28 protein-coding genes and 1 pseudogene are annotated in these 24444 nt (G+C 64.8%); 18 read left to right on the plus strand and 11 right to left on the minus strand.

What is annotated here, in order from left to right:
• Window positions 1–180 carry a heme exporter protein CcmD gene (gene ccmD, locus IVB24_RS01745; RefSeq protein WP_247771870.1) on the plus strand — a complete coding sequence of 60 codons (180 nt, stop codon included), beginning with the start codon at window positions 1–3 and terminating at the stop codon, window positions 178–180.
• Window positions 177–770: a DsbE family thiol:disulfide interchange protein gene (locus tag IVB24_RS01750; protein WP_094972729.1), complete on the plus strand. Its 594-nt coding sequence runs from the start codon at window positions 177–179 to the stop codon at window positions 768–770. Before ccmD ends, IVB24_RS01750 begins: the two co-directional genes overlap by 4 nt.
• Window positions 771–859: 89 nt before the next feature.
• On the opposite strand, the gene IVB24_RS01755 is transcribed toward IVB24_RS01750, so the two are convergent.
• Together IVB24_RS01755 and ftsY are read right to left on the minus strand one after the other, a co-directional pair.
• Entirely contained in the window at window positions 860–1462 is a 603-nt protein-coding gene (locus IVB24_RS01755) for a septation protein A (protein ID WP_094972728.1), read from the minus strand.
• Window positions 1463–1465: 3 nt separating this feature from the next.
• Entirely contained in the window at window positions 1466–2413 is a 948-nt protein-coding gene (ftsY, locus tag IVB24_RS01760) for a signal recognition particle-docking protein FtsY (RefSeq protein ID WP_247771871.1), read from the minus strand.
• Window positions 2414–2491: 78 nt separating this feature from the next.
• Between ftsY and IVB24_RS01765 the strand changes: the two genes are divergently transcribed.
• Together IVB24_RS01765 and IVB24_RS01770 are read left to right on the plus strand one after the other, a co-directional pair.
• Window positions 2492–3193, plus strand: a complete 702-nt coding sequence (locus tag IVB24_RS01765; RefSeq protein ID WP_166467526.1) for an RNA pseudouridine synthase — start codon at window positions 2492–2494, stop codon at window positions 3191–3193.
• Between the two features lie 114 nt (window positions 3194–3307).
• Complete coding sequence (locus IVB24_RS01770) at window positions 3308–4417, plus strand: DUF2336 domain-containing protein (RefSeq protein WP_094972726.1); 1110 nt, start codon at window positions 3308–3310, stop codon at window positions 4415–4417.
• Between the two features lie 42 nt (window positions 4418–4459).
• Here the strand turns inward: IVB24_RS01770 and mtaB are convergent, their stop codons facing one another.
• The gene (mtaB, locus tag IVB24_RS01775; RefSeq protein ID WP_247771872.1) at window positions 4460–5713 is read right to left on the minus strand and encodes a tRNA (N(6)-L-threonylcarbamoyladenosine(37)-C(2))-methylthiotransferase MtaB; all 1254 of its coding nucleotides are present in this window, start codon (window positions 5711–5713) and stop codon (window positions 4460–4462) included.
• Complete coding sequence (gene dapF, locus IVB24_RS01780) at window positions 5713–6588, minus strand: diaminopimelate epimerase (protein WP_247771873.1); 876 nt, start codon at window positions 6586–6588, stop codon at window positions 5713–5715. The genes mtaB and dapF overlap by 1 nt, the downstream gene beginning before the upstream one ends.
• A 221-nt stretch (window positions 6589–6809) precedes the next feature.
• Between dapF and IVB24_RS01785 the strand changes: the two genes are divergently transcribed.
• Window positions 6810–7571 (plus strand): GyrI-like domain-containing protein, encoded by a 762-nt coding sequence (locus IVB24_RS01785; protein ID WP_094972723.1) that lies wholly within the window; start codon window positions 6810–6812, stop codon window positions 7569–7571.
• Window positions 7572–7576: 5 nt separating this feature from the next.
• Entirely contained in the window at window positions 7577–8290 is a 714-nt protein-coding gene (locus tag IVB24_RS01790) for an SIMPL domain-containing protein (protein ID WP_162308843.1), read from the plus strand.
• Window positions 8291–8471: 181 nt separating this feature from the next.
• Here IVB24_RS01790 and IVB24_RS01795 read toward each other — a convergent pair whose 3' ends face one another.
• Window positions 8472–9536, minus strand: a complete 1065-nt coding sequence (locus IVB24_RS01795; RefSeq protein WP_247771874.1) for an MBL fold metallo-hydrolase — start codon at window positions 9534–9536, stop codon at window positions 8472–8474.
• A 315-nt stretch (window positions 9537–9851) separates the two neighbouring features.
• On the opposite strand from IVB24_RS01795, the gene ffh reads away from it, so the two are divergent.
• The 7 genes from ffh (at window position 9852) to IVB24_RS01830 (ending at window position 15698) form a co-directional block, all read left to right on the plus strand.
• Window positions 9852–11396, plus strand: coding sequence for a signal recognition particle protein (gene ffh, locus IVB24_RS01800; protein WP_247771875.1), 1545 nt, complete (start codon window positions 9852–9854; stop codon window positions 11394–11396).
• A gap of 86 nt (window positions 11397–11482) precedes the next feature.
• A complete protein-coding gene (rpsP, locus tag IVB24_RS01805; protein WP_014438992.1) occupies window positions 11483–11815 on the plus strand; it encodes a 30S ribosomal protein S16 in 333 nt (110 codons plus the stop codon).
• 9 nt (window positions 11816–11824) lie between these two features.
• Window positions 11825–12382 carry a ribosome maturation factor RimM gene (gene rimM / locus IVB24_RS01810; protein ID WP_247771876.1) on the plus strand — a complete coding sequence of 186 codons (558 nt, stop codon included), beginning with the start codon at window positions 11825–11827 and terminating at the stop codon, window positions 12380–12382.
• 33 nt (window positions 12383–12415) lie between these two features.
• Window positions 12416–13171: a tRNA (guanosine(37)-N1)-methyltransferase TrmD gene (gene trmD / locus IVB24_RS01815; protein WP_247771877.1), complete on the plus strand. Its 756-nt coding sequence runs from the start codon at window positions 12416–12418 to the stop codon at window positions 13169–13171.
• A gap of 110 nt (window positions 13172–13281) precedes the next feature.
• Window positions 13282–13662 (plus strand): 50S ribosomal protein L19, encoded by a 381-nt coding sequence (gene rplS, locus IVB24_RS01820; protein WP_094890672.1) that lies wholly within the window; start codon window positions 13282–13284, stop codon window positions 13660–13662.
• Window positions 13663–13989: 327 nt separating this feature from the next.
• Window positions 13990–15396: a 3-isopropylmalate dehydratase large subunit gene (leuC, locus tag IVB24_RS01825; RefSeq protein ID WP_094972718.1), complete on the plus strand. Its 1407-nt coding sequence runs from the start codon at window positions 13990–13992 to the stop codon at window positions 15394–15396.
• A gap of 92 nt (window positions 15397–15488) precedes the next feature.
• Window positions 15489–15698 carry a hypothetical protein gene (locus tag IVB24_RS01830; RefSeq protein WP_166476712.1) on the plus strand — a complete coding sequence of 70 codons (210 nt, stop codon included), beginning with the start codon at window positions 15489–15491 and terminating at the stop codon, window positions 15696–15698.
• A 56-nt stretch (window positions 15699–15754) separates the two neighbouring features.
• Here the strand turns inward: IVB24_RS01830 and IVB24_RS01835 are convergent, their stop codons facing one another.
• From IVB24_RS01835 to IVB24_RS01845, 3 genes are all read right to left on the minus strand, one after another.
• The gene (locus tag IVB24_RS01835; RefSeq protein WP_166467537.1) at window positions 15755–16327 is read right to left on the minus strand and encodes a hypothetical protein; all 573 of its coding nucleotides are present in this window, start codon (window positions 16325–16327) and stop codon (window positions 15755–15757) included.
• A gap of 146 nt (window positions 16328–16473) precedes the next feature.
• Window positions 16474–16728 carry a hypothetical protein gene (locus IVB24_RS01840; protein WP_247771878.1) on the minus strand — a complete coding sequence of 85 codons (255 nt, stop codon included), beginning with the start codon at window positions 16726–16728 and terminating at the stop codon, window positions 16474–16476.
• Window positions 16729–16775: 47 nt separating this feature from the next.
• Window positions 16776–17054: a hypothetical protein gene (locus tag IVB24_RS01845; RefSeq protein ID WP_247771879.1), complete on the minus strand. Its 279-nt coding sequence runs from the start codon at window positions 17052–17054 to the stop codon at window positions 16776–16778.
• Window positions 17055–17210: 156 nt separating this feature from the next.
• Here IVB24_RS01845 and IVB24_RS01850 point away from each other — a divergent pair, with 156 nt between their 5' ends.
• The 4 genes from IVB24_RS01850 to IVB24_RS01865 all read left to right on the plus strand — a co-directional run bounded on the left by IVB24_RS01850 (window position 17211) and on the right by IVB24_RS01865 (window position 19862).
• The gene (locus IVB24_RS01850) at window positions 17211–17609 is read left to right on the plus strand and encodes a metallopeptidase family protein (RefSeq protein WP_094972713.1); all 399 of its coding nucleotides are present in this window, start codon (window positions 17211–17213) and stop codon (window positions 17607–17609) included.
• A gap of 81 nt (window positions 17610–17690) precedes the next feature.
• On the plus strand, window positions 17691–18296 hold the full coding sequence (gene leuD / locus IVB24_RS01855) for a 3-isopropylmalate dehydratase small subunit (protein ID WP_247771880.1): 606 nt from the start codon (window positions 17691–17693) through the stop codon (window positions 18294–18296).
• Window positions 18297–18373: 77 nt separating this feature from the next.
• Window positions 18374–19159 carry a capsular polysaccharide synthesis protein gene (locus IVB24_RS01860; RefSeq protein ID WP_247771881.1) on the plus strand — a complete coding sequence of 262 codons (786 nt, stop codon included), beginning with the start codon at window positions 18374–18376 and terminating at the stop codon, window positions 19157–19159.
• 283 nt (window positions 19160–19442) lie between these two features.
• Window positions 19443–19862 carry a hypothetical protein gene (locus tag IVB24_RS01865; protein WP_247771882.1) on the plus strand — a complete coding sequence of 140 codons (420 nt, stop codon included), beginning with the start codon at window positions 19443–19445 and terminating at the stop codon, window positions 19860–19862.
• Between the two features lie 9 nt (window positions 19863–19871).
• Here IVB24_RS01865 and IVB24_RS01870 read toward each other — a convergent pair whose 3' ends face one another.
• Window positions 19872–20645 (minus strand): N-acyl homoserine lactonase family protein, encoded by a 774-nt coding sequence (locus tag IVB24_RS01870; RefSeq protein WP_247771883.1) that lies wholly within the window; start codon window positions 20643–20645, stop codon window positions 19872–19874.
• Window positions 20646–20656: 11 nt separating this feature from the next.
• On the minus strand, window positions 20657–21550 hold the full coding sequence (locus tag IVB24_RS01875; protein WP_166467543.1) for an AraC family transcriptional regulator: 894 nt from the start codon (window positions 21548–21550) through the stop codon (window positions 20657–20659).
• A 191-nt stretch (window positions 21551–21741) separates the two neighbouring features.
• Here IVB24_RS01875 and IVB24_RS01880 point away from each other — a divergent pair, with 191 nt between their 5' ends.
• Entirely contained in the window at window positions 21742–22497 is a 756-nt protein-coding gene (locus IVB24_RS01880) for an SDR family oxidoreductase (protein ID WP_247771884.1), read from the plus strand.
• A 192-nt stretch (window positions 22498–22689) separates the two neighbouring features.
• On the opposite strand, the pseudogene IVB24_RS01885 reads toward IVB24_RS01880, so the two are convergent.
• Window positions 22690–24365, minus strand: a pseudogene (locus IVB24_RS01885) (PAS domain-containing methyl-accepting chemotaxis protein).
• Between the last annotated feature and the right edge of the window lie 79 nt (window positions 24366–24444).

Consider the following 24444-nt stretch of genomic DNA (forward strand, 5'->3'; position numbering starts at 1 on the left):
ATGTCGCTCGGTCCCTATGCATCCTTCATCGTGACGTCCTATGTCGCAGCGGCCGTCGTGGTCGTCATCCTGATCGGCTGGATCGTGCTCGACTATCGCAACCAGACGCAGCGCCTGCGCGAGCTGGAGGAGCGCGGCATCACCCGCCGCTCCGGCCGCAGCGCGACGGACGCGTCATGAGCGAACAATCGACTTCCGCACCGCCGCACCGCCGCACCTTCCTGATGGTGCTGCCGCTGATCGCCTTCATCGGCCTGGCGCTGCTGTTCTGGTTCCGGCTCGGCAGCGGCGATCCCTCGCGGATTCCGTCCGCGCTGATCGGTCGTCCGGCGCCGCAGACGGCGCTGCCGCCGCTGGAGGGATTGCAGATCGAAAACGCGCAGGTGCCGGGCCTCGACCCCGCCGCGTTCAAGGGCAAGGTCAGCCTCGTCAATGTCTGGGCGTCCTGGTGCGTGCCGTGCCACGACGAGGCGCCGCTTTTGACCGAGCTCGCCAAGGACAAGCGCTTCCAGCTGGTCGGCATCAATTACAAGGACGCATCCGACAATGCGCGCCGCTTCCTCGGGCGCTACGGCAACCCGTTCGGCCGCGTCGGCGTGGATGCCAACGGCCGCGCCTCGATCGAATGGGGCGTCTACGGCGTGCCCGAAACCTTCGTCGTGGGACGCGAGGGCACCATCGTCTACAAGCTGGTCGGCCCGATCACGCCGGACAATCTGCGGACGGTGCTGTTGCCGCAGATGGAGAAGGCGCTGAAGGCGGGGTCTTAACGCCGCTCTGCCCCGGATCTCCACAACGGCACTCTTGGGAAAGTTCTGGGTCCCGGCTCGCGCTACGCACGTCCCGGACACGAACCTGCTCACCCCTTCCGCACATCCCCTGCCTCGGCCTCGCTCGCCTCCAGCGACGCCGGCTCGAGGTGGTAGCGCTTGGTCAGCGGCATCTGGGCGATGGCGAAGATCATCGTGATCGGGGTCACGCCGAACACCTTGAAGTTCACCCAGAAATCCGTGCTCTGGGTGCGCCAGACGATCTCGTTCAGCACCGCCATGCCGGCGAAGAACAGCGCCCAGCGCAGCGTGAGGATGCGCCAGCCCTGCGGCGTCAGATTGAACATCTGGTCGAACATGACGGCAATGAAGGAGCGGCCGAACAACAGGCCGCCGCCGAGGATCGCGGCGAACAGGCCGTAGATGATGGTCGGCTTGAGCTTGATGAAGGTCTCATCATGCAGCACCAGCGTCAGCGTGCCGAACACCAGCACGATCACGCCTGTGACAATCGCCATGATCGGGATGTGACGCGTCACCACGTAGGACGCAACCATCGCCGCGACGATCGCGACCATGAAGGCGCCGGTGGCGGCAAACAGATTGAACTTCGCATTGACGAAGAAGAACACGAGCAGCGGACCGAGCTCGGTCGCGAGCTTGAACAGCGGATGCGGCTGGGTCTTGTCCATTCTCTAGCTTTCGATTCCGGCGATAGCGCGGGCGAAGTCGCGCGCGGTGAAAGGCGCGAGATCGTCGACACCCTCGCCGACGCCGATGAAGTGCACCGGCAATTTGAATTTCTCCGCGAGCGCGACCAGAATGCCGCCGCGCGCGGTGCCGTCGAGTTTCGTCATCACGAGGCCGGTGACCCCCGCCGTGCGATGGAAGGCCTCGACCTGCGACAGCGCATTCTGGCCGACGGTGGCGTCGAGCACCAGCAGCACGGCGTGCGGCGCAGTGTCATCCACCTTGCGGATCACGCGCACGACCTTTTCGAGCTCGTTCATCAGCTCGGCCTTGTTCTGCAGGCGGCCGGCAGTATCGATCAGCAGCACGTCGATGGCCTGCTCCTTCGCCGCCGTCAGCGCGTTGAAGGCGAGGCTCGCCGAGTCCGAGCCCTGCGCGCCCGCGATGACCGGCGTCTTGGTGCGCTCACCCCAGACCTTGAGCTGCTCGATGGCCGCCGCACGAAACGTATCGCCGGCGGCGAGCATCACCTTGCGGCCCTCGGAGGCGAATTTCTGCGAGAGCTTTCCGATGGTGGTGGTCTTGCCGGAGCCGTTGACGCCGACCACGAGGATGACGAACGGCTTCTTGCCCGCATCGATCACGAGCGGCTTCGCAACCGCCGTCAGCACCTTCTCGACCTCGGTGGCGACGACGTCCTTGACCTCGTCGGCCGAGATCGCCTTGTCGTAGCGGCCGGTGCCGACGGCTTCCGCGATCCGGACCGCGACCGACGTGCCGAGGTCGGCACGCAGCAGCACGTCCTCGATGTCGTCGAGCATGGCGCGGTCGAGCTTGCGCTTGGTGACGAGGTCGGCGACCGCGGTCCCGAGCGAGGACGAGGTGCGCTTCAGCCCGTCGGACAGGCGGCGCCACCAGCTCAGCTTGGGGGTCTCTGGGGTGGTATCGTTCATGGTGGCGGTGTGTTAGCCGTTCCGGCTCCCAAACGAAAGTCTTGACCGAAAGTCTTGCCGGCAACGAAAGTCTTGCAATTGCTCGATGTTCCCCAATTGACCGCCGACGAGATTTTGGCGCGCGTGCTCCATCGCGACGGGCTGATGCTGATTATCGACAAGCCGGCCGGGCTTCCCGTGCATCGCGGCCCCAAGGGCGGCGCCAATCTGGAGGCCTCGTTCGACGCGCTCTGTTTCGGCCTGCCGCGGCCGCCGGTGTTGGCTCACCGGCTGGACAAGGACACCTCCGGCTGCCTCGTGCTCGGCCGCCACCGCAAGGCAACGGCCTCGCTCGGCCTCCTGTTCAAGCACGGCAAGATCGGCAAGACCTATTGGACCGTGGTCGAGGGTGGCCCCACCGAGAACGAGGGCACCATCGACATGCCGCTCGGCCGGCTCAACGCCGAACGCGGCTGGTGGCAGAAGCCCGATCCCGAGGGACAGAAGGCGATCACCAACTGGAAAGTGATGGGCCGGGGCGACGGCTTCACCTGGCTTGCCATGGAACCGGTGACCGGGCGGACCCATCAATTGCGGGTGCATTCGTCGGCGACCGGCTGGCCGATCTTCGGCGATAACATTTACGGCAACGGCCCCCGTTTCGGCGAGCCGAAGCTGCATCTGCATTCCCGCGAAATCGTGGTGCCGATCTCCCGGAACAAGGAGCCGGTCCGCGTCGTGGCGCCGGCCCCGCCCCACATGCACGAGAAGCTTCGCGCCTGCGGGTGGAATGGGGAATAGCCGCATCCGTATTCGCCCGTAGCCTTGGTTTACGAAACGTTCAGTGCTCGTCGCTAATGATAGCGGTTGCTTAGAACAAGCTTCCGTCAATCTGCTCAGGACGAGCTGCGCGTCATGTCCACGGCCGGGCTATCGATCATCGACGAAGTCGAATCCGCGATTCGGCTCGGCTCGGCGGAAAAGGGGCTGGAAACGGCCCGGCGCGTCACCGACCTGTTCCTGTCCTCCGCCGGCAGTTTTGACGACGAGCAGATCGCGCTGTTCGACGACGTGCTCGAGCGCCTGATCGGCACGATCGAGCTGCGGGCGCTTGCCGACATGGGCGCACGCATTGCGCTCGCCGAGATCAGCGCGCAGCTGGCGCCGATCGCGCAGGCGCCGCCCTCCGTGATCCGCCGCCTCGCCGGCAATGACGAGATCCGCATCGCAGGTCCCGTGCTGCAGGAATCCGCCCGCCTCGACGACGGCGATCTGGTCAAGATTGCAGCATCCAAGGGCGAACCGCATCTGCTCGCGATCGCCGGCCGCTGGTGGCTGAAGGAGATCGTCACCGACGCACTTCTGGCACGCCGCTATCCCAGCGTCAGCCGCCGGCTCGCCGCAAATCCCGGCGCGCGCGTCTCCGGAAACGGATTCGCTGCCATGGTCGGGCAGGCCGAGGCGGATCCTGAACTTGCCGTCAGCGTCGGCGTCCGCGTCGACCTGCCGTCGGAGTTGCGCCGCCGGTTGCTGCGCTCGGCCAGCGATGCCGTGCGCGCCCGCTTGCTGTCGCGCGCACCGCCGCATCTGTTCGAAGAAATCCAGGGCGCGATCGCGGCCGTCACCGTCGGTGTCGATCGCGAGATGTCGGGTGTCCGCGATTTCGAAGGGGCAAAACGCGCGATTGCAATGCTCAAGGCGACCGGCCAGCTCAGCGAAGCGACGCTGCTCGGTTTCGCCACGCAGCGGCGCTATGAAGAGACCGCCGCGGCGCTGGCCGCGCTGTCCGGATCGACCGTCGAGGTGATTCGCCCGCTGATGCAGAGCCTGCGCGACGACGGCTTGTTGGTACCGTGCAAGGCGGCGCAGCTCAGCTGGGAAACCACCACCGCCGTGCTCGAATGCCGTTTTGCGACGGGTGCGATGAAGCCTGCGGACCTTGCAAGAGCGCAGGGGAATTACGCCCGGATGACGGCGGAAAATGCCAGGCGGACGCTGCGGTTCTGGCAGGTCAGGGCGTCGTAGCTTCTTCCCCTCTCTCGCAAGGGGAGAAGGAAGAGCCGCGAGTTATGCGATGAGCCGCTCGCCATCACTGCCGCCGATCGTCAACGAAACGACGCTGCCGACACGCTCGCCCGCGATCGCCACCGGCAGATAATGCTCCGTGCGCCCCTGTCCGTCGTTCTCGATCAGCACCTCGCGCGTCGCGCCGATCTCGGCTTGCAGCCGCTTCCGCAGCGCGGCTTCGCCCGCCGTACGCAGCCGCTTCGCACGCTCCTTGATCGCACCGCCTGCCACCTGCGGCATCCGCGCGGCCGGCGTGCCGGGGCGGGGCGAATAGGGGAAGACGTGCAGGAATGTCAGGCCGCATTGCTCGACCAGATCGAGCGAGCGCGAAAACATCTCATCCGTCTCGGTCGGGAAGCCCGCGATGATGTCGGCACCGAAGGCGATGTCCGGGCGCAGGCGGCGGACCTGCTCGCAGAACGCGATCGCATCCTGCCGCGAATGCCGCCGTTTCATGCGCTTCAGGATCATGTCGTCGCCGGCCTGCAGCGACAGATGCAGATGCGGCATCAGCCGCGCATCATCGGCGATGGCATCGAGCAGATCGGCGTCCGCCTCGATCGAATCGATCGAGGAGATGCGCAGGCGCCTCAGCTCCGGCACGTGTCGCAGGATCTGCTTGGTCAACATGCCGAGCTTCGGCGCGCCCGGCAGATCCGAGCCGTAGCTGGTGAGGTCGACGCCGGTCAGCACGATCTCGGCATGGCCGCGTTCCGCCAGTGTTCGCACCTGATCGACCACCGCGCCCATCGGCACCGAGCGCGAATTGCCGCGGCCGAACGGGATGATGCAGAAGGTGCAGCGATGGTCGCAGCCGTTCTGCACCTGCACGAACACGCGCGGCAGGCCGTTCGCAAAGCCGTCGATCAGATGCGGCGCCATCTCCTTGACGGCCATGATGTCGCTGACGGCGATCTTCTCGCCGGCGCCGAGATCGAACGCGCTGCGTGTCTCGCGCCACGCGGATGACCGCATCTTGTCGTCATTGCCGACGACGCGGTCGACCTCGCTCATGTCGGCGAACATGCCGCTTTGCGTCTGCGCAGCGCAACCGGTGACGACGATGCGCGCCTCGGGCCGCTCGCGCTTCAATTTACGGATCGATTGCCGCGCCTGCGCCACCGCCTCATTGGTGACGGCGCAGCTGTTGATGACGATGGTGTCTTTGAGCCCCGCAGCTTCCGCCTCGCGGCGGATCACCTCGGCCTCGAACGCATTGAGGCGGCAACCGAAGGTGACGATGTCGACCGCCATCAGGCGGCCGGCGCGAACAGCGCCGGATCGAATCGGCCCTCATATTCGAAGGTCGCCGTGCCCGTCATCAGCACGTGGTCGTCGCGCTCGCGCCATTCGATGCCGAGCTTGCCGCCGGGCAGCGTGATCTCGACTTTGCGTTCGGTGCGCTTCAGCCGCGCGGCGGCAACCGCGGTGGCGCAGGCCGCCGAACCGCAGGCCCTGGTCAGCCCGGCGCCGCGCTCCCAGGTGCGGATCGTGACGTGCTGGGGATCGACGATGTGGGCGAGCGTGATATTGGCGCGCTCCGGGAAGATCGGGTGGTTTTCGAGCAAGGGACCGAAACGCTCGAGATCATAGGCGTTGACGTCCTCGACCCAGAAGATCGCATGCGGATTGCCCATGCTCACCACCGAGGGCGAATGCAGGATCGGATTGTCGATCGGCCCGATCTGCAATTCGATGTAGCGGGTGTCGCGAAACTCCTCGGCCAGCGGAATCTCCTGCCAGCCGAACTTCGGCGCACCCATGTCGACGGTGTAGAGATCCGGAGCCGGGCCCTGCCAGGCATTGAGCAAGCCGGCCGCGGTCTCGAACGTCGCGGCGGTCTGCCCGGTCTTCTCGAAGATGCGCCGCACCACACAGCGCATCCCGTTGCCGCAGGCGCCGGCCTCCGAGCCGTCATTATTGTAGATGCTGATAAAGGCCTCGGTGCCGTCGAACCGCGGCCTCGAGAGCACCATGAGCTGGTCGTAGGCCACGCCGCCATGTGCCGACGCCACCGCGCGGGCGTCGTCCGGCGTCACCCCGCCTGCGGAATCGCGCATGTCGACGACGACGATCTCGTTGCCGATGCCGTTCATCTTGGCAAATGCGTGGTTGGCCAGCGCGCTCATGAAAATTCCCGAATTTCGCCTGCCTTATATGGCGATCCTTGGCGGCTTGGCCAGTGATTTGGGGCGATGGCCAGGTCTTCTGCCATGAAGCATCTGTCATGGGACGAATTCGACGCTCGCGTGTTAGAACGGCGCGGTTCGCGCGGATCCGGGACGCGCGGCCGGGTTAAGGCCTTTTGGGGGCGTAGGGCCTTGCCGGGTAAGGTTTTGGGGAGAATAGAATGAACCGTTTTCGTCGTATCGCTCTGGCCGCGCTGATCCCGGCAGCGGCCTTGTCGTTTGGCCTGTCCGCCACGCTGGCGCAAACCCCGAGCCCGGCGCCGGCTGCATCGGCAAGTCCTTCTTCGACAAGTCCTTCTTCGACAAATCCCTCGCCGGCCCCGTCGGCTTCGCCCGCTCCGGCCGCGAGCGTCTCGCCGGCACCTGCGGCAACGCCCTCACCTGCGCCAGCCGCCAGCGCCTCACCGTCACCCAGCCCGGCCGCGCCGGCTGCGGCCGCAACGCCGGCTCCCGTGCAGACCGCCGATCCCTTCGGCCAGGAGACCACGCTCGAGCCCAGGAAGGTCGTGATGGTCAAGGGCACCGCCAATTGGGATTCGGCCTTCGACACGCTGGTCGACGCCTTCAAGGCGCTGAACACGCTGCTGGACAAGCAGGGCATCAAGCACGCCGGCAATTCGATGATCGTCTACACCTCGACCGACGATACCGGCTTCACCTTCCTCGCCGAGATCCCGGTCGATCAGGATCCGCAGAAGCTGCCCAAGGACATGAGCATCGGCAAATCGCCGGAGGGCAAGGCGCTGAAATTCGTCCATCGCGGTTCCTACGACAACATGGACAACACCTATGAGGCGATCACCAATCACCTTGACGACAAGAGGCTGGAAGCCAAGGACACCTTCATCGAGGAATATCTCACCGATCCCCTGAAGACCGCAGAAGACAAGCTCGTGATCAATGTTTTCGTGCCGCTGAAGTGAGACCAATGAAAAAGCCTGCCGTACTCGTTACGTCCCTTGCCGCCGTTTTCGCCGCCACGCTGCTGACAACGCCTGCGCTTGCCGATGATTTTCCATCCGCCATAACGGTGAGCGGCGAAGCCAACATTTCCGCGGCGCCCGATCTCGCGCAGATCGACGCCGGCATCGCCAACGACGCCAAGACGGCGAAGGAAGCCTCCGACGCCAACAACGCCGCGATGGGCAAGGTGCTGCTGGCGCTGAAGGGCGCCGGCATCCCCGAGAAGGATTACCAGACCTCGCGGCTGTCGCTGCAGCCGCAATACGGCCAGAACAAATCCACCGGCGCCTCGCCCGTGGTGGGTTTCCGCGCCTCCAATCGAGTCACGGTAAAAATTCGTGACGTGACCAAGGTCGCCGGCATCATCGACGCGCTGGTCGGTGCCGGCGCGAACGATATCGGCAACATCTCCTTCGAGGTGACGCAGGCATCAAAGCTGCTCGACGATGCCCGCGAGCAGGCGGTCGCCGATGCGCGCCGCAAGGCCGAGATCTACGCCAAGGCGACCGGCGTGACGCTTGGCGCACCGCTCAGCGTGTCCGAAGGCGGCGCTCCCGTGCCGCTGTTCAAGGCGCGGATGGCGACGCCGCAAATGGCGCCAGCCGCAGTTGCGCCGGGCGAGGAAACGCTGTCGGTGACGGTGAATGTGAGCTGGGCGATCAAGGCGAAAGAGCAATAAGTCCCGTGTCCCGGACGCGCTGCGGCACGCAGTGACGCTGCGCAGAGCCGGGCCCCAGGAGCGATACAGTACAATACGGCGACATGGGCCCCGGCTCAGCAGCGCATCACGCCGGACGATGCTTCGCATCGCCGGGAGTGATGCGCTGCGTCCGAGGCACGAGCGGCGCTTGCAGCGAGACCTAAATCTCCACCACCTGCCCGGGCTTCATCGCCACGAACCGCTCCTGCGAAATCTCCGCCGCGTCGAGCGCTTCCGACAGTGCCTTGGCCGGCGCGTCGATCGCTTCGTCGGTGAGCTGGAACGTGCCGTGATGATGCCCGAGCGCGGCCTCGGCGCCGCAATCGGCCAGCGCCTTCACCGCGTCTTCCGGATTCATGTGCTGGTCGCGCATGAACCAGCGCGGCTCGTAGGCGCCGATGGGAAGGATGGCGAGGCGCAGCTTGCCGTGCCTCTCGGCGACGCGGCGGAAATGCCGGCCGTCGCCGTAGCCGGAATCGCAGACGACGTAGATTTTCCCCGCAGGGGTCTCCAGCACAAAACTCGCCCACAGCGCCTTGTTGCGGTCGAACATGCCGCGCGCCGTCCAGTGCCGCGTCGGCACCAGATGCACGGCGATGCCGCCGCCGAGCTCGATGCGATCATGCCAGTCGAACGCTTCCGCCTTGATCGTGGAATCCCAGCTGCGCATCGTCACGTCGTTGCCGAGCGGGGTGACCACGCGCGGGGCAAAATTTTTGGTGAGCCGCGACAGCGTCGCGATGTCGAGATGATCGTAATGGCCGTGCGAGACCAGCACGACGTCGATCTGCGGCAGTTTCTCGAAGGCGATGCCGGGATCATTGTGCCGCTTCGGCCCGGCAAAGCTCACCGGCGAGACCCGCTCCGACCAGACGGGGTCGACCAGGATGTTGAGGCCGCCGGCCTGGATCAGCCAGCTGGCGTGGCCGACGAAGGAGAGCCGCACCTTGTCGCCATCGACACGGGCGGGCGGGGTGTCGGCATGCGGGCTGGGCGCCCAGTCGGGCCATTTCGCCCGCTGCCGCTTGCCGCCGAACTGCCAGCGCAGCACCTCGCGGAGCGATTTCGGCGGCGCACCGTCCGGATCGAAGAAGTTCAGGCCGTCGAAATGGTCGGAGGCGGGGCCGTCATAGGTTTTCATGCGGGACATCCAGAGGGACGTGATACCGGCCAGCGCGCCCGCCCCGGCAAGCAGCCCGAAAACGCGGCGGCGGGTGACCGGCACGGGCTGGCTTCAGGGCTGGCGGGAAAGGTAAGTCATCACCTTCTATATGGGCGGGACCCAAGGAAAAAGAACCGGCCGGCAAAAGAGGCCTGTTTTCAGGACCTTACCTTGGAAAAGCCGCCCGGGCGCCCTAACTTTCCTTGACTTTTGGGCAGGAGCGGCGTTTAACCCCGCCACTTTCTCGGAAAGGCTTTCTTTTCGACCCGCCGACTGGCCCTGGAGGCCGGAGGTCAACGCCCGACAGCGCGATGCGCCCTCGGGCGTGAAGGTGTTTGGAAGATCGCCATTCTGGCGAGCAGGACAAGGACGACTTCATTGTTCGACAATCTGTCGGAACGGCTTGGTGGCATTCTCGATCGTCTGACGGGGCGCGGTGCGCTGACCGAAAAGGACGTCGACGCCGCGATGCGCGAAGTGCGCCGCGCGCTGCTGGAAGCCGACGTCGCGCTCGAAGTGGTCCGCAGCTTCACCGAGCGCGTCCGCGAGCAGGCGATCGGCGCCACCGTCGTCAAGTCGGTGACCCCCGGCCAGATGGTGGTCAAGATCGTCCATGACGAGTTGATCAACACGCTCGGCGCCGAAAGCCAGACCATCGACGTCAATTCCGTGCCGCCGGTGCCGATCATGATGGTCGGCCTCCAGGGCTCGGGCAAGACCACCACCACCGCCAAGCTCGCCCGCCGCATGGTCCAGCGCGACAAGCGCAAGGTGCTGATGGCCTCGCTCGACGTGTACCGTCCGGCGGCGATGGAGCAGCTGGCCGTGCTCGGCCGCGATCTCGACATTCCGACGCTGCCGATCGTCGCCGGCCAGCAGCCGCCGCAGATCGCCAAGCGCGCGATGGAAGCCGGCAAGCTCGGCGGCTACGACGTCGTGCTGCTCGACACCGCCGGCCGCACCACGCTCGACGAAGACATGATGGCGGAGGCAGCGGCGATCAAAGCGGCTGCGAATCCGCATGAAGTGCTGCTGGTTGCAGACTCGCTCACCGGTCAGGACGCCGTGAACCTCGCGCGCGCCTTCGACGAGCGCGTCGGCCTCACCGGCATCGTGCTGACCCGCGTCGACGGTGACGGCCGCGGCGGTGCTGCGCTGTCGATGCGCGCGGTCACCGGCAAGCCGATCAAGCTGCTCGGCACCGGTGAAAAGACCGACGCACTGGAAGATTTCCATCCCGACCGTATCGCCGGCCGCATCCTCGGCATGGGCGACGTGGTCTCGCTGGTCGAGCGCGCCGCCGCCAATATCGACGCCGAGAAGGCCGCGCGCACCGCCGAGCGCATGCGCAAGGGTCAGTTCGACCTCAACGACATGCGCGAGCAACTGCTGCAGATGGCCAGCATGGGCGGCATCAGCGGCCTGATGGGCATGATGCCCGGCATCTCCAAGATGAAGAACCAGATCGCAGCCGCCGGCATCGACGACAAGATCCTGAAGCGCCAGGTCGCGGTGATCGATTCCATGACGCGCGACGAGCGCCGTCATCCCGATCTGCTCAAGGCTAGCCGCAAGAAACGTATCGCCGCGGGTTCCGGCCAGAGCGTAGAGCAGGTCAACAAGCTGCTGAAGATGCACCGGAACATGGCCGACGTGATGAAGGCGATGGGCTCGGGCAAGCGCGGCCCGCTCGCCGGCATCGCACAGGCGATGGGCTTTGGCGGCGGCATGAAGCCGCCCTCGCCGGAAGAGATGAAGGCGCTGCAGGAAAAGATGCAGAGCGGCGGCGGTGGCCTTCCGAATCTGCCGAAGGATTTGCCGGCCGGGCTACGCCAGGGGCTGCCGAACGTTCCGGGACTCACCGGGCTGAGCGGCAAGCCGATGCTGCCGGGCCTCGGCGGTTTCCCGGGCAAGAAGAAATGAGGAATTCGTCGCACGGGTCGCAAGTGCCCCGCGCGCCGCGAAAATACCAATCAACCGAACAAAGCGTACTTTGAAGGAGAACTAAAATGTCCGTCGTCATCCGCCTCGCCCGCGCAGGCACCAAGAAGCGTCCCGTCTATCACGTCGTCGTCGCCGATTCGCGCTTTCCCCGCGATGGCCGCTTCATCGAGCGTCTCGGCTATTTCAACCCGCTGCTGCCGAAGGACAACGAGACCCGGCTGAAGCTGGACATGGACAAGGTGAAGGCCTGGCTCGCCAAGGGCGCGCAGCCGTCCGACCGCGTGTCGCGTTTCCTCGATGCCGCCGGCGTCAAGAAGCGCGAAGCGCGCAACAATCCGGAAAAGGCCGTGCCGCGCAAGGAGCGCAAGGCGCAGGCTGAAGCCGCCGCGAAGGGTTAAGGCCAGATCATGTCGGCGCTGGTCTGCGTCGCGCGGATCGGCGCCGCGCATGGTGTGCGCGGTGCGGTCAAATTGTGGACCTTCACCGAAGATCCCTTTGCCGTGAAGCGGTACGGTCCGCTGCTGTCCAAGGACGGCAAGCGCCAGTTCGAGGTCGCAACGGCGCGCGAGGCCAGGGATCATCTGGTCGCGACGTTCAAGGGCGTCACGACCCGCGAGGAGGCCGAGCGCCTCAACGGCATCGAGCTCTACGTCGCGCGCGACAAGCTGCCTGCGACCGACGATGACGAATACTACCACACCGATCTGATCGGGCTCGCCGCCGTCACCACGGAAGGCGATGCGCTCGGCCGTGTGCTCGCGATCCATAATTTCGGCGCCGGCGACATCATCGAGATCGCTCCGCCCAAGGGCGCGACGCTGCTGCTGCCGTTCACCAACGCCGTGGTGCCCGAGGTCGATCTCGCAAGCGGACGCGTCGTGATCGCGCTGCCGCAGGAGATCGAGGGCGAGGATCGTGGCGAAGCTCTCTCCCCGAGTAGTCCCCGCGAAAGCGGGGACCCATAACCACAGGCCGTGGTTTTGGCTAAGCTGGCTGCAATGACCAACTCCTCCCCCTGGCGCACGACGGTGCTGACGCTGTTTCCGGAGATGTTTCCGGGGCCGCTGGGCGTGAGCCTGGCCGGCCGGGCGCTGGCCTCCGGGCTCTGGCAGCTTGAGGCGCGGGACATCAGGGCGTCCGCTACCGACCGCCATCGCAGCGTCGACGACACTCCGGCCGGCGGCGGCCCGGGCATGGTGCTGCGGGCGGATGTTCTGGCGGCGGCCATCGATGCCGCCGAGATCGCCCCTGAGCGGCCGCGGTTGCTAATGAGCCCCCGGGGTCGGCCATTGACCCAGGCTCGCGTCACAGAGCTCGCCCAGGGCCCAGGCCCCCTGATCATCTGCGGCCGGTTCGAGGGGATCGACCAGCGAGTGATCGACGCACGGGGCCTGGAAGAGGTCTCGATCGGCGATTACGTGCTGTCCGGGGGCGAAATCGCAGCCTTGGCCCTGATCGACGCCTGCGTGCGGCTGTTGCCGGGGGTGATGGGCAAGGAAGCCTCTGGAACCGAGGAAAGCTTCTCTGACGGCCTGCTCGAATACCCCCAATACACCCGCCCGCAGCTGTTCGAGGGGGCCCAGATCCCGGAGGTCCTGACCTCCGGCGACCACGCCAAGGTCGCGGCTTGGCGGCGGGTGCAATCCGAGGCTCTGACGGCGGCCCGGCGGCCCGATTTGTGGGCCCAGATCCCGGCAAAGGCCCCGAATCGGACCGGGCGCCAAAAAACGCCAAAAAACAAGACAGACGGGTGACAAACGCTCCGGCTTGCCTTATAGGAGCGGCCACATCCGCAATAGCTGGATCAACGAATTTCGCGCAGCCCCCGTGTCTCGCGGCTGGGCGCGCCGATGGAGATTACCCCATGAACCTGATCCAACAGCTCGAAAAAGAGCAGTTCGACAAGCTGTCCGCCGGCAAGGACATTCCGGAATTCGGTCCCGGCGACACCGTGATCGTCAACGTGAAGGTCGTCGAAGGCGACCGTACCCGTGTGCAGGCCTATGAAGGCGTCTGCATCGGCCGTTCCGGCGGTGGCCTCAACGAGAGCTTCACCGTCCGCAAGATCTCCTACGGCGAAGGCGTCGAGCGCGTGTTCCCGGTGATGTCGCCGATGATCGACTCGATCAAGGTGGTGCGCCGCGGCAAGGTGCGTCGCGCCAAGCTCTATTACCTGCGTCAGCTGCGCGGCAAGTCGGCTCGTATCGTCGAAAAGACCGAGCACGCCAAGGCCGTCAACGAGTAAGCTCTCGCTCAGAGTCGTGTTTTTCGAAAGCGCGGGGCAAAACCCCGCGCTTTTTTGTTGCGTCAGCCGTGCGTGTCAAACCGCTCGCGATTCCAATTCGGCCTGCTATATATTCCTGGAATGTTTCCAGATCCGACCAGCCTCGCCCCCGTCCAGCGCATCGTCATCGACGATCGTTCGCGGCTGCCTGGCCGGTTCTTCGGACGCTTCGCGACCTCGGCAACGTCAGAGCTTAGCCGCGCAGCCTGAAAGCTGCGCTGACGATTTGTTGCCCGCGCGCCGCGCGCGCCTATCCGCTGACTCAACATTCTTTCGGAGCTCAAGCTCATGTCCAAGCCGACCACATTGTACGACAAGATCTGGAACGACCATCTGGTGCACGAAGCCGAGGACGGCACCTGCCTGCTCTATATCGACCGCCATCTGGTGCACGAGGTGACCTCGCCGCAGGCGTTCGAAGGCCTGCGCGCCACCGGCCGCAAGGTCCACGCACCCGAGAAGACGCTCGCCGTCGTCGATCACAACGTGCCGACCACCGATCGCACCAAGCCGAATCCCGATCCGGAAAGCATCGAGCAGATCAAGGCGCTGGCCGAGAACGCCAAGGAATTCGGCATCGAATATTACAACGAGTTCGACAAGCGCCAGGGCGTCGTCCACGTCATCGGCCCCGAGCAGGGTTTCACCCTGCCCGGCACCACCATCGTCTGCGGTGACAGCCACACCTCGACGCATGGCGCGTTCGGCGCGCTCGCGCACGGCATCGGCACTAGCGAGGTCGAGCACGTACTGGCGACGCAGACGCTGATCCAGAAAAAAGCAAAGAACATGCGCGTTACCGTCGACGGCAAGCTGCCTGACGGCGTGACGGGCAAGGACATCATCCTCGCCATCATCGGCGAGATCGGCACCGCGGGCGGTACCGGCTATGTCCTGGAATACGCCGGCGATGCGATCCAGGCGCTGTCGATGGAAGGCCGCATGACGGTCTGCAACATGTCGATCGAAGGCGGCGCCCGCGCCGGCCTCGTTGCACCGGACCAGAAGGCTTACGACTTCCTGCGCGGCCGCCCGAAGGCGCCGAAGGGTGCGGACTGGGATGCGGCGATGCGCTACTGGGAAAAGCTGCGGTCCGACGAAGGCGCGCATTTCGATCACGAGCTGCGCCTCGACGCCGCAAAACTGCCGCCGATCGTGACCTGGGGCACTTCGCCTGAGGACGTCATCTCGGTGACGGGCATCGTGCCAGATCCCGACCAGATCGCGGACGAGGCCAAGCGCCTCTCCAAGCATCGCGCGCTGAAGTACATGGGCCTGACGGCGGGAACGAAGATCACCGACATCAAGCTCGACCGCATCTTCATCGGCTCCTGCACCAACGGCCGCATCGAGGATCTGCGCGCTGCTGCAAAAATCGCCGAAGGCAAGACCGTCTCGGCGCATGTCAACGCCATGGTCGTGCCGGGCTCCGGCCTCGTGAAGGAGCAGGCGGAAGCCGAGGGTCTCGACAAGATCTTCCTCAAGGCTGGCTTCGAATGGCGCGAGCCGGGCTGCTCGATGTGCCTCGCTATGAACCCGGACAAGCTGGCCCCGGGAGAGCGCTGCGCCTCGACCTCGAACCGCAACTTCGAAGGACGCCAGGGCTTCAAGGGCCGCACCCATCTGGTGTCGCCGGCAATGGCGGCAGCCGCCGCGATCGCGGGTCACTTCGTTGACGTCAGGGACTGGCGCTAAGCCGGTCCCTGCAATTGTAGCGATCGCGGCAAACCGCCGTTAAACGATCGCCTGACATTCTCGTCCTCGCGAGATTTTCGCGAGGACGCGCCATGGCCAACAAGCCCGAATATGTCGACCTGATCGGCGAGGCCACGCGGCAGCACCGCCGGCGCGCGCCACGATTGCGCATCGTCGCCAAGCCGGATGTCGAGGAGACCTCGAAGCTCAGCCGCTGGCCGCCCGCGATGTTCAAGCAGTGGAAGGTCGAGAATTTGATGCCGTGGAAAGCTTCGTCGTGGAAGCTGAAGGATTGGCTTTAGTCGCCGGATAGACAAAGGGCGCCGCTGAGGCGCCCTTTGTACTTTCATCGTGCTTATCAATAGTACCTGTACGGATGGTGCCAGCGATGCCAGCGGCAGATGCGGCGCGGGCCGTAATAGGTCCAGATGACCCGGCAGCGGCGCGCGTGATGGTAAGCGGGATAATAGCCGCCGTAATAATAGCGCCGGTGGAAGTGGCGGTGGCCGTAATGAGGCCGATAGATCCCGTAGCGATGGAATCCGCCGTAGCGGTGAACGCCACCATAGCGGTGAAGCCCGCCGTAGCGATAGCCGCCGCCGTGGAAGGCCGGCGCGGCGCGGAAGCCGCCGATATGGCCGCCATGGAATCCACCGCCGCGAAAACCGCCGACATGTCCGCCGCCACCGCGGAAGCCGCCGCCGCCGTGAAAATGTCCGCCGCCATGACCACCGCCGCCGTGGCGAACCTGGGTGACGAGGCCGTCGCTCGCAGCCTCACTCGCGCCCTTGGCCGCTTGTGACGACGCCGGATTGATCAAGCTCAGCGCTTCGGCACGACGCGCGGTTCCGGCCGATAGCATCAGCGTCGCGGCGGCCGCAATCCCGAGCAGGCGCACCGGGCCTGCCCTGAGACCCAAACTCTTCAGCATGGACTTCTCCCTGGATATGGACAGCGGAGTGGCGATGCTCGTTCCCGGCACGCGTCATCCCTGTTCATTTGCAGTCGCACCCGAGGGCACGCTAGGGACGCCTACGTGAATGCCTCATGAATGAACGGCGTCGCGCTGCGACGTCATCAGAAGGGGCCGTAGCCGAACACGAACGGCGCGGGAACTCCGTAGGGGTAGGAACGATAGAAGACCGGCCGTGCGTAATAGCGTGGATCACGGCGCACGACGGACCACACCATGCCGCGGGTTCGCGCGTGTCGCACATCGAAAACCGCGATGCCGGCCGAGGCCTCTGGAATCGTCACCCTTTGCGCAGCGAATGCACGAGGCAGGCCGGCGCCAAGCGCGACGGCAACGGCCAATGCAAACCATTTCGCCATGACGCCTCCTTGAGGCTCCTGTGCTGCGCGCCGGCGTCGTATCAACGCTAACCGGGGCGCCAAAAGCAGCTCACACGCGGCACGATCACCGTGCCGCTCGGCCGAAATTCCTGGACATAGGTCGCGTTGCATTCGCGGACGGCATTGGGGCCGGGATTGTAGCGCGGATAGACGCCGTCAGGGCTGTAATAGGGCGTGACGCGCAAGCGCGGCGGGGGCCGCTTGCGCGGCCGGGCATCAGGCGGGGTCGCCTGGGCGAGGCGGATCTCAGGGCCCTCGGCCGTCTGGGCCTCGGCGCCACCCCAAAATTGCGAAAACAACCCCATGCACAGTAGCGTCAGCGCTGTTTTTGCTCGCATTTTATTGCCCACCCGAAGCCCTCAATCGAGGCCCACGCTCCCCGTTTTGGCGGCGCCCGTCAACCTCGCCGCGCTTTATAAAGCGGGATGCATCAGCGGGAAACCCGCGCTAAGAGAAACCCCATGTGGACGGAATTGAAAGCGCCCTCGCTGGCCGAGATGGAAGCGACGGCGCATGAGATCTTCGATCGCCTGCCGGCGGAGTTTCGCGCTCTCTGCGAGGGCGTGATCCTCCGCGTCGACGACTTCCCGACCGAGGAGGTCATGGACGAGATGGAGTGCGAGAGCGAGTTCGACCTGCTCGGCCTGTTCCAGGGCGTCGGCCTGCCGCAGCAGAGTTTCGGCGATGTGGCGCGGCTGCCCAACATGGTCTGGCTCTACCGCCGGCCGATCCTGGATTACTGGGCCGAGCACGACGAGAGCCTCGGCCACATCGTCCGCCACGTCCTGATTCACGAGATCGGCCACCATTTCGGCCTGTCCGACGACGATATGGAAGCGATTGAGGCTCAGGCAGAGTAGACCTGCCGAATTCGGCCTAGGATTCAGGCCCCGATCGCGATAGATACAAGTTCCCCCAGAACCACCCGGGAAATCGCAACCATGGACAAGTTCACCACGCTGGAAGGCGTCGCGGCGCCGCTGAAGATCATCAATGTCGACACCGACATGATCATTCCGAAGCAGTACCTCAAGACCATCAAGCGCACCGGCCTTGGCAAGGGGCTCTTCTCCGAGCAGCGCTACAAGGACGACGGCAGCGAGAACCCGGATTTCGTGCTGAACCAGCCCGCCTATCGCAATTCGAAGGTGCTGGTGGCCGGCGACAATTTCGGCTGCGGCTCGAGCCGCGAGCACGCGCCCTGGGCGCTGCTCGACTTCGGCATCCGCTGCGTGATCTCGACCTCGTTCGGCGACATCTTCTACAACAACTGCTTCAAGAACGGCATTCTGCCGATCCGTGTCAGCCAGGAAGACCTCGACAAGCTGTTCGACGACGCCGAGCGCGGCGCCAACGCGACGCTGACGATCGACCTGCCGAGCCAGGAGATCCGCGGCCCCGACGGCGGCAAGGTCAAGTTCGAGATCGATCCGTTCCGCAAGCACTGCCTGATCAACGGCCTCGACGACATCGGTCTCACCATGGAGAAGAAGTCCTCGATCGACACCTATGAGGACAAGCTCAAGCGCGAACGCGCCTGGGCCTGAGCTCGCGTCTTCATTCGAGCCCCGGTGCTGTCGGCGCCGGGGCTTTTTCTTTGCTCTGAATATTATGGCTTCCGCATATGCTGCCCGAGATCGTCACCTTCTGGCACGGCCCGATGGATGCGCTGCGCCAGACCTGTCTGCGCTCGCAGCTGGCGGCCGGTCACAAGGTTACGGTCTACAGCTTCGACACCATTCCCGGCCTGCCCGCCGGCGTCGCCAACGCGGAAGCCGAAGCGATCCTGCCGCACGCGTTCTCGGAGCGCTTGCGGCCGCCGCAACCGGATGGAAGCTGGCGCGACTGGACCACGCTGCAGTTCAGCGATTTCTTCCGCATGAAGCTGATGGCGAAAGGCCTCGGCCTCTGGCTCGACGCCGACGTGCTGCTGCTCAAACCCGTCGAGATCGATCCGGCAAAGCCCTACTTTGCCTGGGAGCGGCCGCGCCAGCTCGGCAATTCCGTGATCTACCTGCCGCCTGGGCACGGCATCGTCGCTGCCTTCGAGGAACTGATGGAGCAGGAGGAGCTGACGCCTAACTGGCTGTCGGTCCGCCATCGCATCACCTTCATGATGCGACGCTTGCGCGGCGGCTCGAGCCGTCTTGCGGATATCCGCGTCGCGATCTTCGGGCCCGCGGCCCTCACCGCGCTCGCGCGCCGCACCGGCGAACTCGCCTGCGCGCTGCCGAAGCAATCGTTCTACGCGGTGCATGCCGAGCCAAAACTGTTCTTCGATCCCTCGAGCTATCTCGGCCTCGTCACCAACCCCGAGATCATCGGCCTGCACATCTCGCCCAAGGGCCGCGGCGGCGAGAAGCCGATACCGGGCAGCCTGTATGCCTGGGCGTCGGAGAGGTTCGCGTAGCTGCCTGGGGCAATCGCATGGAAGCGTCGTAAGAGGTCGTCATTCTCGGGCTTGTCCCTCGCATCCACGTTCTTCGCGCTGCCCGGTAAGGCGTGGATGGCCGGGTCAAGCCCGGCCATGACGATGTGGAAGGATTTGCTCCTCGCAGGCGATCACGTTGCACCCGTCACCGACACGCTGCAGCGCGTCCGGGACACAGGATTCCAATTTGATCCAGCGCAACGCGCACCTGCACCATTGTGCCTAATCTCGCTCCAATTCCGCCGTTCCAATGGAGCTTCGCATGAGCACCGCAAGCAGGCCTTATCCCATCGTCCAGGACCTCATCGACTCCTTTGCGAACTGGCTGAAGCATCGCCGCGAGCTGAGCGAGATCCGGCAGCTCGATCGCGCCGATTTCGACCGGATCGCGAGCGACCTGCGGATCGCGCCTGACGATCTCGAGGAGTTGGTCCGTCACGGCAAGCATTCTGCCGACGAGCTGCCGAAGATGCTGGGGCAGCTCGGCATCAACGCAGACGGGCTCGGTCGCGCGCAGCCGCTGTTGCTCCGCGACATGGAGCGGGTTTGTTCGCTTTGCGCTCACAAGGCACGGTGCGACCGCGATCTCGCCGACGGCACCGCCGCAGAGAACTATCACGGCTATTGCGGCAACGCGTCGACGCTGGAGTCGCTCGATCGCGCCGACGTCGCGCCGCGGTAACGCGCGCGCTTACACGATCCATTCTGGCGCGTGAGGCAGCTTGTCGCTCTGTGCCGTATCGTGATTGATCCAGATTTCGGCATTCTCGGAACGAAGCAGCTCGACAACTTTGGTCATGGACGCGACCGTTGCCTGCGGATCGGCATTGAAGGACGGCACGCGCATGTGCCGGAGGTTCTCGCGATTGTGCGCGACGTCGCCGCTCAGCAGCACGGCGCCGCGCCGCGGTAGCCTCACCATCAGCGAGCAATGCCCGAGGGTGTGGCCCGGCGTGAAGATCATGCGCACGGCGCCGTCGCCAAATACGTCGTGGTCGCCATCGACGATCTCGTAAGGCCGCTCCTTCAACGCCTTGTAGTGCTGTAGCGAATAGCCGAATTCTTCAGGCTCCGGTCCGAACATGGCCTCGAATTCGGCCCGCTGAGCAATCCATCTTGGATTTTCGAACAGATCGACATTTCCGATATGATCGAAATGCGCATGGGAAACCAGGATCGTGCTGATGTCGCGGGGCCGCACTCCGATCTCGTCCAGTTGGTCAGCGATGGGACGACGCACGATGCCGCGTAGGCCATGCGCGATGACGCGTCCTTGCGGATGCTTCGATAGCTCATCCTCGATTCCCGTATCCCAGATCAGCCATTCGCCACGATGACTGACGAGGTAGGCATTGCAGCTCAGCGTCATGGGGACGCCGACATTGATGCCCGGAGAATAGATCGAACCGTCCATGACCTCTGCAATGCCGCCGTCGAGGATGTAGAGTCTGTCAACGGTCGCCATTGGAGAACTCTTCAAGCCGCCGGTTCAATACGCCGCTTCGCCTCGCGCATGTCGCGCCCAGGCGGCATACCGAACAACCTGGAATATTCCCGCGTGAACTGCGTGACGCTTTCGTAGCCGACTTGATGAGCTGCGGTCGCGATCTGCGTACCGTCGGCCAGCATCGCGCGGCGGGCTTCGATCAGGCGAAGCTGTTTCTGAAACTGTAGCGGGGTCAGCGAAGTGACGCTCCGGAAGTGCGCGTGAAATGCCGACGGGCTCATCGCCGCGGCCTTGGCCAATCGATCGACGCGCAACGGCTCGGCATAGCCGGCACGGATGATCGCAACCGCGCGGCCGATCCGCTGTGCATGGCTATCGGCAATTCCGAGCGCCCTGATGGCCCCGCCGTGGCGGCCGGCCAGCAGCCAATAATGCAGCTCTCGCATCAGCTGGCTGTGCAGGATCGGCAAGGCCGAGGGACGGTCGATCAGGCGCAACAGCCGGAGCGCCGCGTCCGCAAGTTCCTGCTCCGTCGGCTCGACCCGCAGCGGCCGGGACGGAATGAACGGGAGCGAACCCATCTCGACCACCAGCCCCTCGATGATTGTGGGGTCGAGCTCGACGACGAGCGAAAGATAGGGCGCGGCCGCCGTCGCGCGCGTGATCTGGCTGACCGTCGGCACATCACTCGCAATCAATAAGGAATCGCCTGCACCGAAGTCGAAGGACGTCCGGCCGGTCGCCACACGTTTGGCGCCTTGCAGGACGATTGCGACCAGAGGCCTGGAGATCGCGTACAGGAGCGCACTCGGCGCGGTCTCGCGGATGATCGAGACGCCGGCGAAGGGGGTGGAGGCGACGCCCTTGTCGTCGGCGTGAGCCACGGAATAACGACTGGCGATCTGGAGCAGCGTTTCAGTCACGCGCCAATTTTAGGCCGAACCCGGTGCCCAAGCAATCGGCACCGGCCGTTCAGGCAGAAAATCAGGAGTTTTGGGCAAGTCTGCCGTCGCCGCATTCCGGAATGTTGGGCAAGACACTCCGAGGATCCGGCAACACCGGACGATCGATCGCGGGCAAACGGAGATCACCGCAACGCTTCGAGGAATTTCCGATGCCCACCATTTCTCTCGTCACCGGCGCCAGCCGCGGCCTTGGCCGCAACACCGCCATCGCCATCGCACGTCACGGCGGCGATGTGATCGTGACCTATCGCAGCGCGGTCGCCGCAGCACGCGACGTCGTCGCAGAGATCGAAGCGATCGGTCGAAAGGCCGTCGCGATCGAGCTTGACGTCACCTCCATCTCGACCTTTCCCGACTTCGTCGCCAAGGTCCGGTCGGCGCTGACGAACCATTGGGGCGCCGAGACGTTCGATCACCTCGTCAACAATGCGGGCCAGGGAGAAATGGCTGCCTTCGCCGAGACGACAGAGCAGCAGTTCGACGCCCTCTTCGACACCCATGTCAAAGGGCCGTTCTTCCTGACGCAGGCCTTGTTGCCGCTGTTGGCCGACAAGGGCCGGATCATCAATTTCTCAAGCGGGCTGACGCGCGTGTCTTTCCCCGGTTTCTCGGCCTACGCGGCCGCGAAGGGCGCCGTCGAGGTTCTGACCGTCTACCTGGCCAAGGAATTTGGTGGACGCGGCATCACGGCCAACGTCGTCGCGCCGGGTGCGATCGAAACCGATTTTCTCGGCGGCGCGGTTCGGGACATGCCGGACTTGAACAACCAATTTGCGCAGATGACCGCACTGGGCCGCGTCGGTCTGCCCGACGATATCGGACCGATGGTTGCGAGTCTGCTCGGTCCCGACAATCGTTGGATCACGGCGCAGCGGATCGAGGTGTCTGGCGGCCAGACAATCTGAGCGAGGCGCGATTGGGTTACGAAGCGGGCGCGTCCCGGCGCGCCCGCTTCGTCGCCTTTTGATTCCCGCACGGCTACTGCGCAATGCGTCAATGCTGGAGTCGCTCGATCGCGCGGACCATGCGCATCGCTGACGGGAGCGGATTTCTGCGACAGCGGGCGAAACGGACAGCTCTCCAGCTCCGCGCAAAGATCAGGCACTAGCGGCCATCGCGGCGGCTTCCGCTGCGGCGCGCTGCATGCTGGTCGACATCTCGTTGGTCACGGTGCTTTGCTCCTCGATTGCCGCGGCCGTCGACGTCACATATTCGCTGACGTTGTTGATGGCCGTCTTGATCGAAGCCAGGGCGGTGACGACGTCGCCGGAGATGCCGTTGAGACTGCCGATCTCGGCGCCGATCTTGTCGGTGGCCTGCTTGGCCTGGTTAGCGAGGCTCTTGACCTCCGAGGCCACCACCGCGAAGCCACGCCCCGCTTCGCCCGCGCGCGCCGATTCGATCGTGGCATTGAGCGCGAGCAGGTTGATCTGCCCGGTGATGTTGTTGATGAGCTCGACGATCCCGCTCATCGCCAGCGCCGCTTCGGTGAGGCGCTGCGCCTGGGCGTCGGCGGCGGCGACCTGATCGACCGCACTGCTGGCAGTCTGGCGCGATTTGGTCATGGCCTCGGAGATCTCTCGCACCGAGGCGTTCAGCTCTTCCGAGCCGGCGGCGACGGATTCCATCATGGCGCGGACGCGCTCATTGCCCATGCGGACCAGCACCTGCTGCGTGGTGTCGGTCGCATATTTCACGACCTTGAACGGCTTGCCGTTGAGATCGAGGATCGGATTGTAGGAGGCCTGGATGTAGACCTCCTTGCCGCCCTTGCCGATGCGCTTGTATTCGGCCGCCTGGTACTCACTGCGGTTGAGCGCGGCCCAGAACTCGCGATAGGCGACGCCGTCGCGTTCCGCAGGATCGACGAACATGCTGTGATGATGGCCCTTGATCTCAGCCAGCGAATAGCCGAGCGCACCGAGAAAATTGGCGTTGGCAGTGATGATCGTGCCGTCCATGTTGAACTCGATCACGGCCTGGGCCTTGTCGATCGCCGCGATCTGGCCGGCGAGATCTGCGGTCTTCAGTTTCTCCGCTGTGACGTCGGTGGCGAACTTGACCACGCCGAAGGGCTTTCCGGTATCGTCCATCACGGGGTTGTAGCTCGCCAGGATCCACACCTCCTTGCCGCCCTTGCCGATGCGCTTGAATTCGCCGGCCTGGTACTCACCCCGATTGAGCTTCGCCCAGAATTCACGATACGCCGCGCTGTCACGGTCTGCCTGGGGGATGAAAAGGCTGTGATGCTTACCTTCGATCTCGGCCAGCGAATAACCGAGCGCGTCGCAGAAATTCTGGTTGGCGGTGACGATGGTGCCATCCAGCTTGAACTCGATGACGGCCTGGGCGCGGTTGATGGCGGCAAGCTTGGCGCATCGGCCATGCTGCGAAGCTTCTTCGCCGTGATCTCGGTCGCGATCTTGATCACCTTGACCGGCTTGCCGTCGTTACCGAGCACCGGGTTGTAGGACGCTTCGATCCAGACCTCACCGCCGCCACTCGCGATGCGCTTGAACTCGGCCGCCTGGAATTCGCCGCGGCGCAGGGCAGCCCAGAACGCCTGGTACTCGGCGCCGTCACGCTGATCGACCGGCACGAACATGGAGTGGTGCTTGCCCTGGATCTGCTCCAGGCGGTATCCAAGTGCGTCCAGGAAGTTCTTGTTGGCTGTGATGATCGAGCCGTCCATGTTGAACTCGATCATTGCCTGCGAGCGGCCGATCGCATCGATCTGCGCCTGAGCATCGCCGTGGGATTTGCGACCGAACATTTCTCTTGCTCCAAAATTGACATTTCGCTCGCGGCGTAATCGCCCGAAGCGGCTTCAGCATTCATCGTCTCGCCCGGAT

The sequence above is a fragment of the Bradyrhizobium sp. 192 genome (assembly GCF_023100965.1).
GTDB lineage: Bacteria > Pseudomonadota > Alphaproteobacteria > Rhizobiales > Xanthobacteraceae > Bradyrhizobium > Bradyrhizobium symbiodeficiens.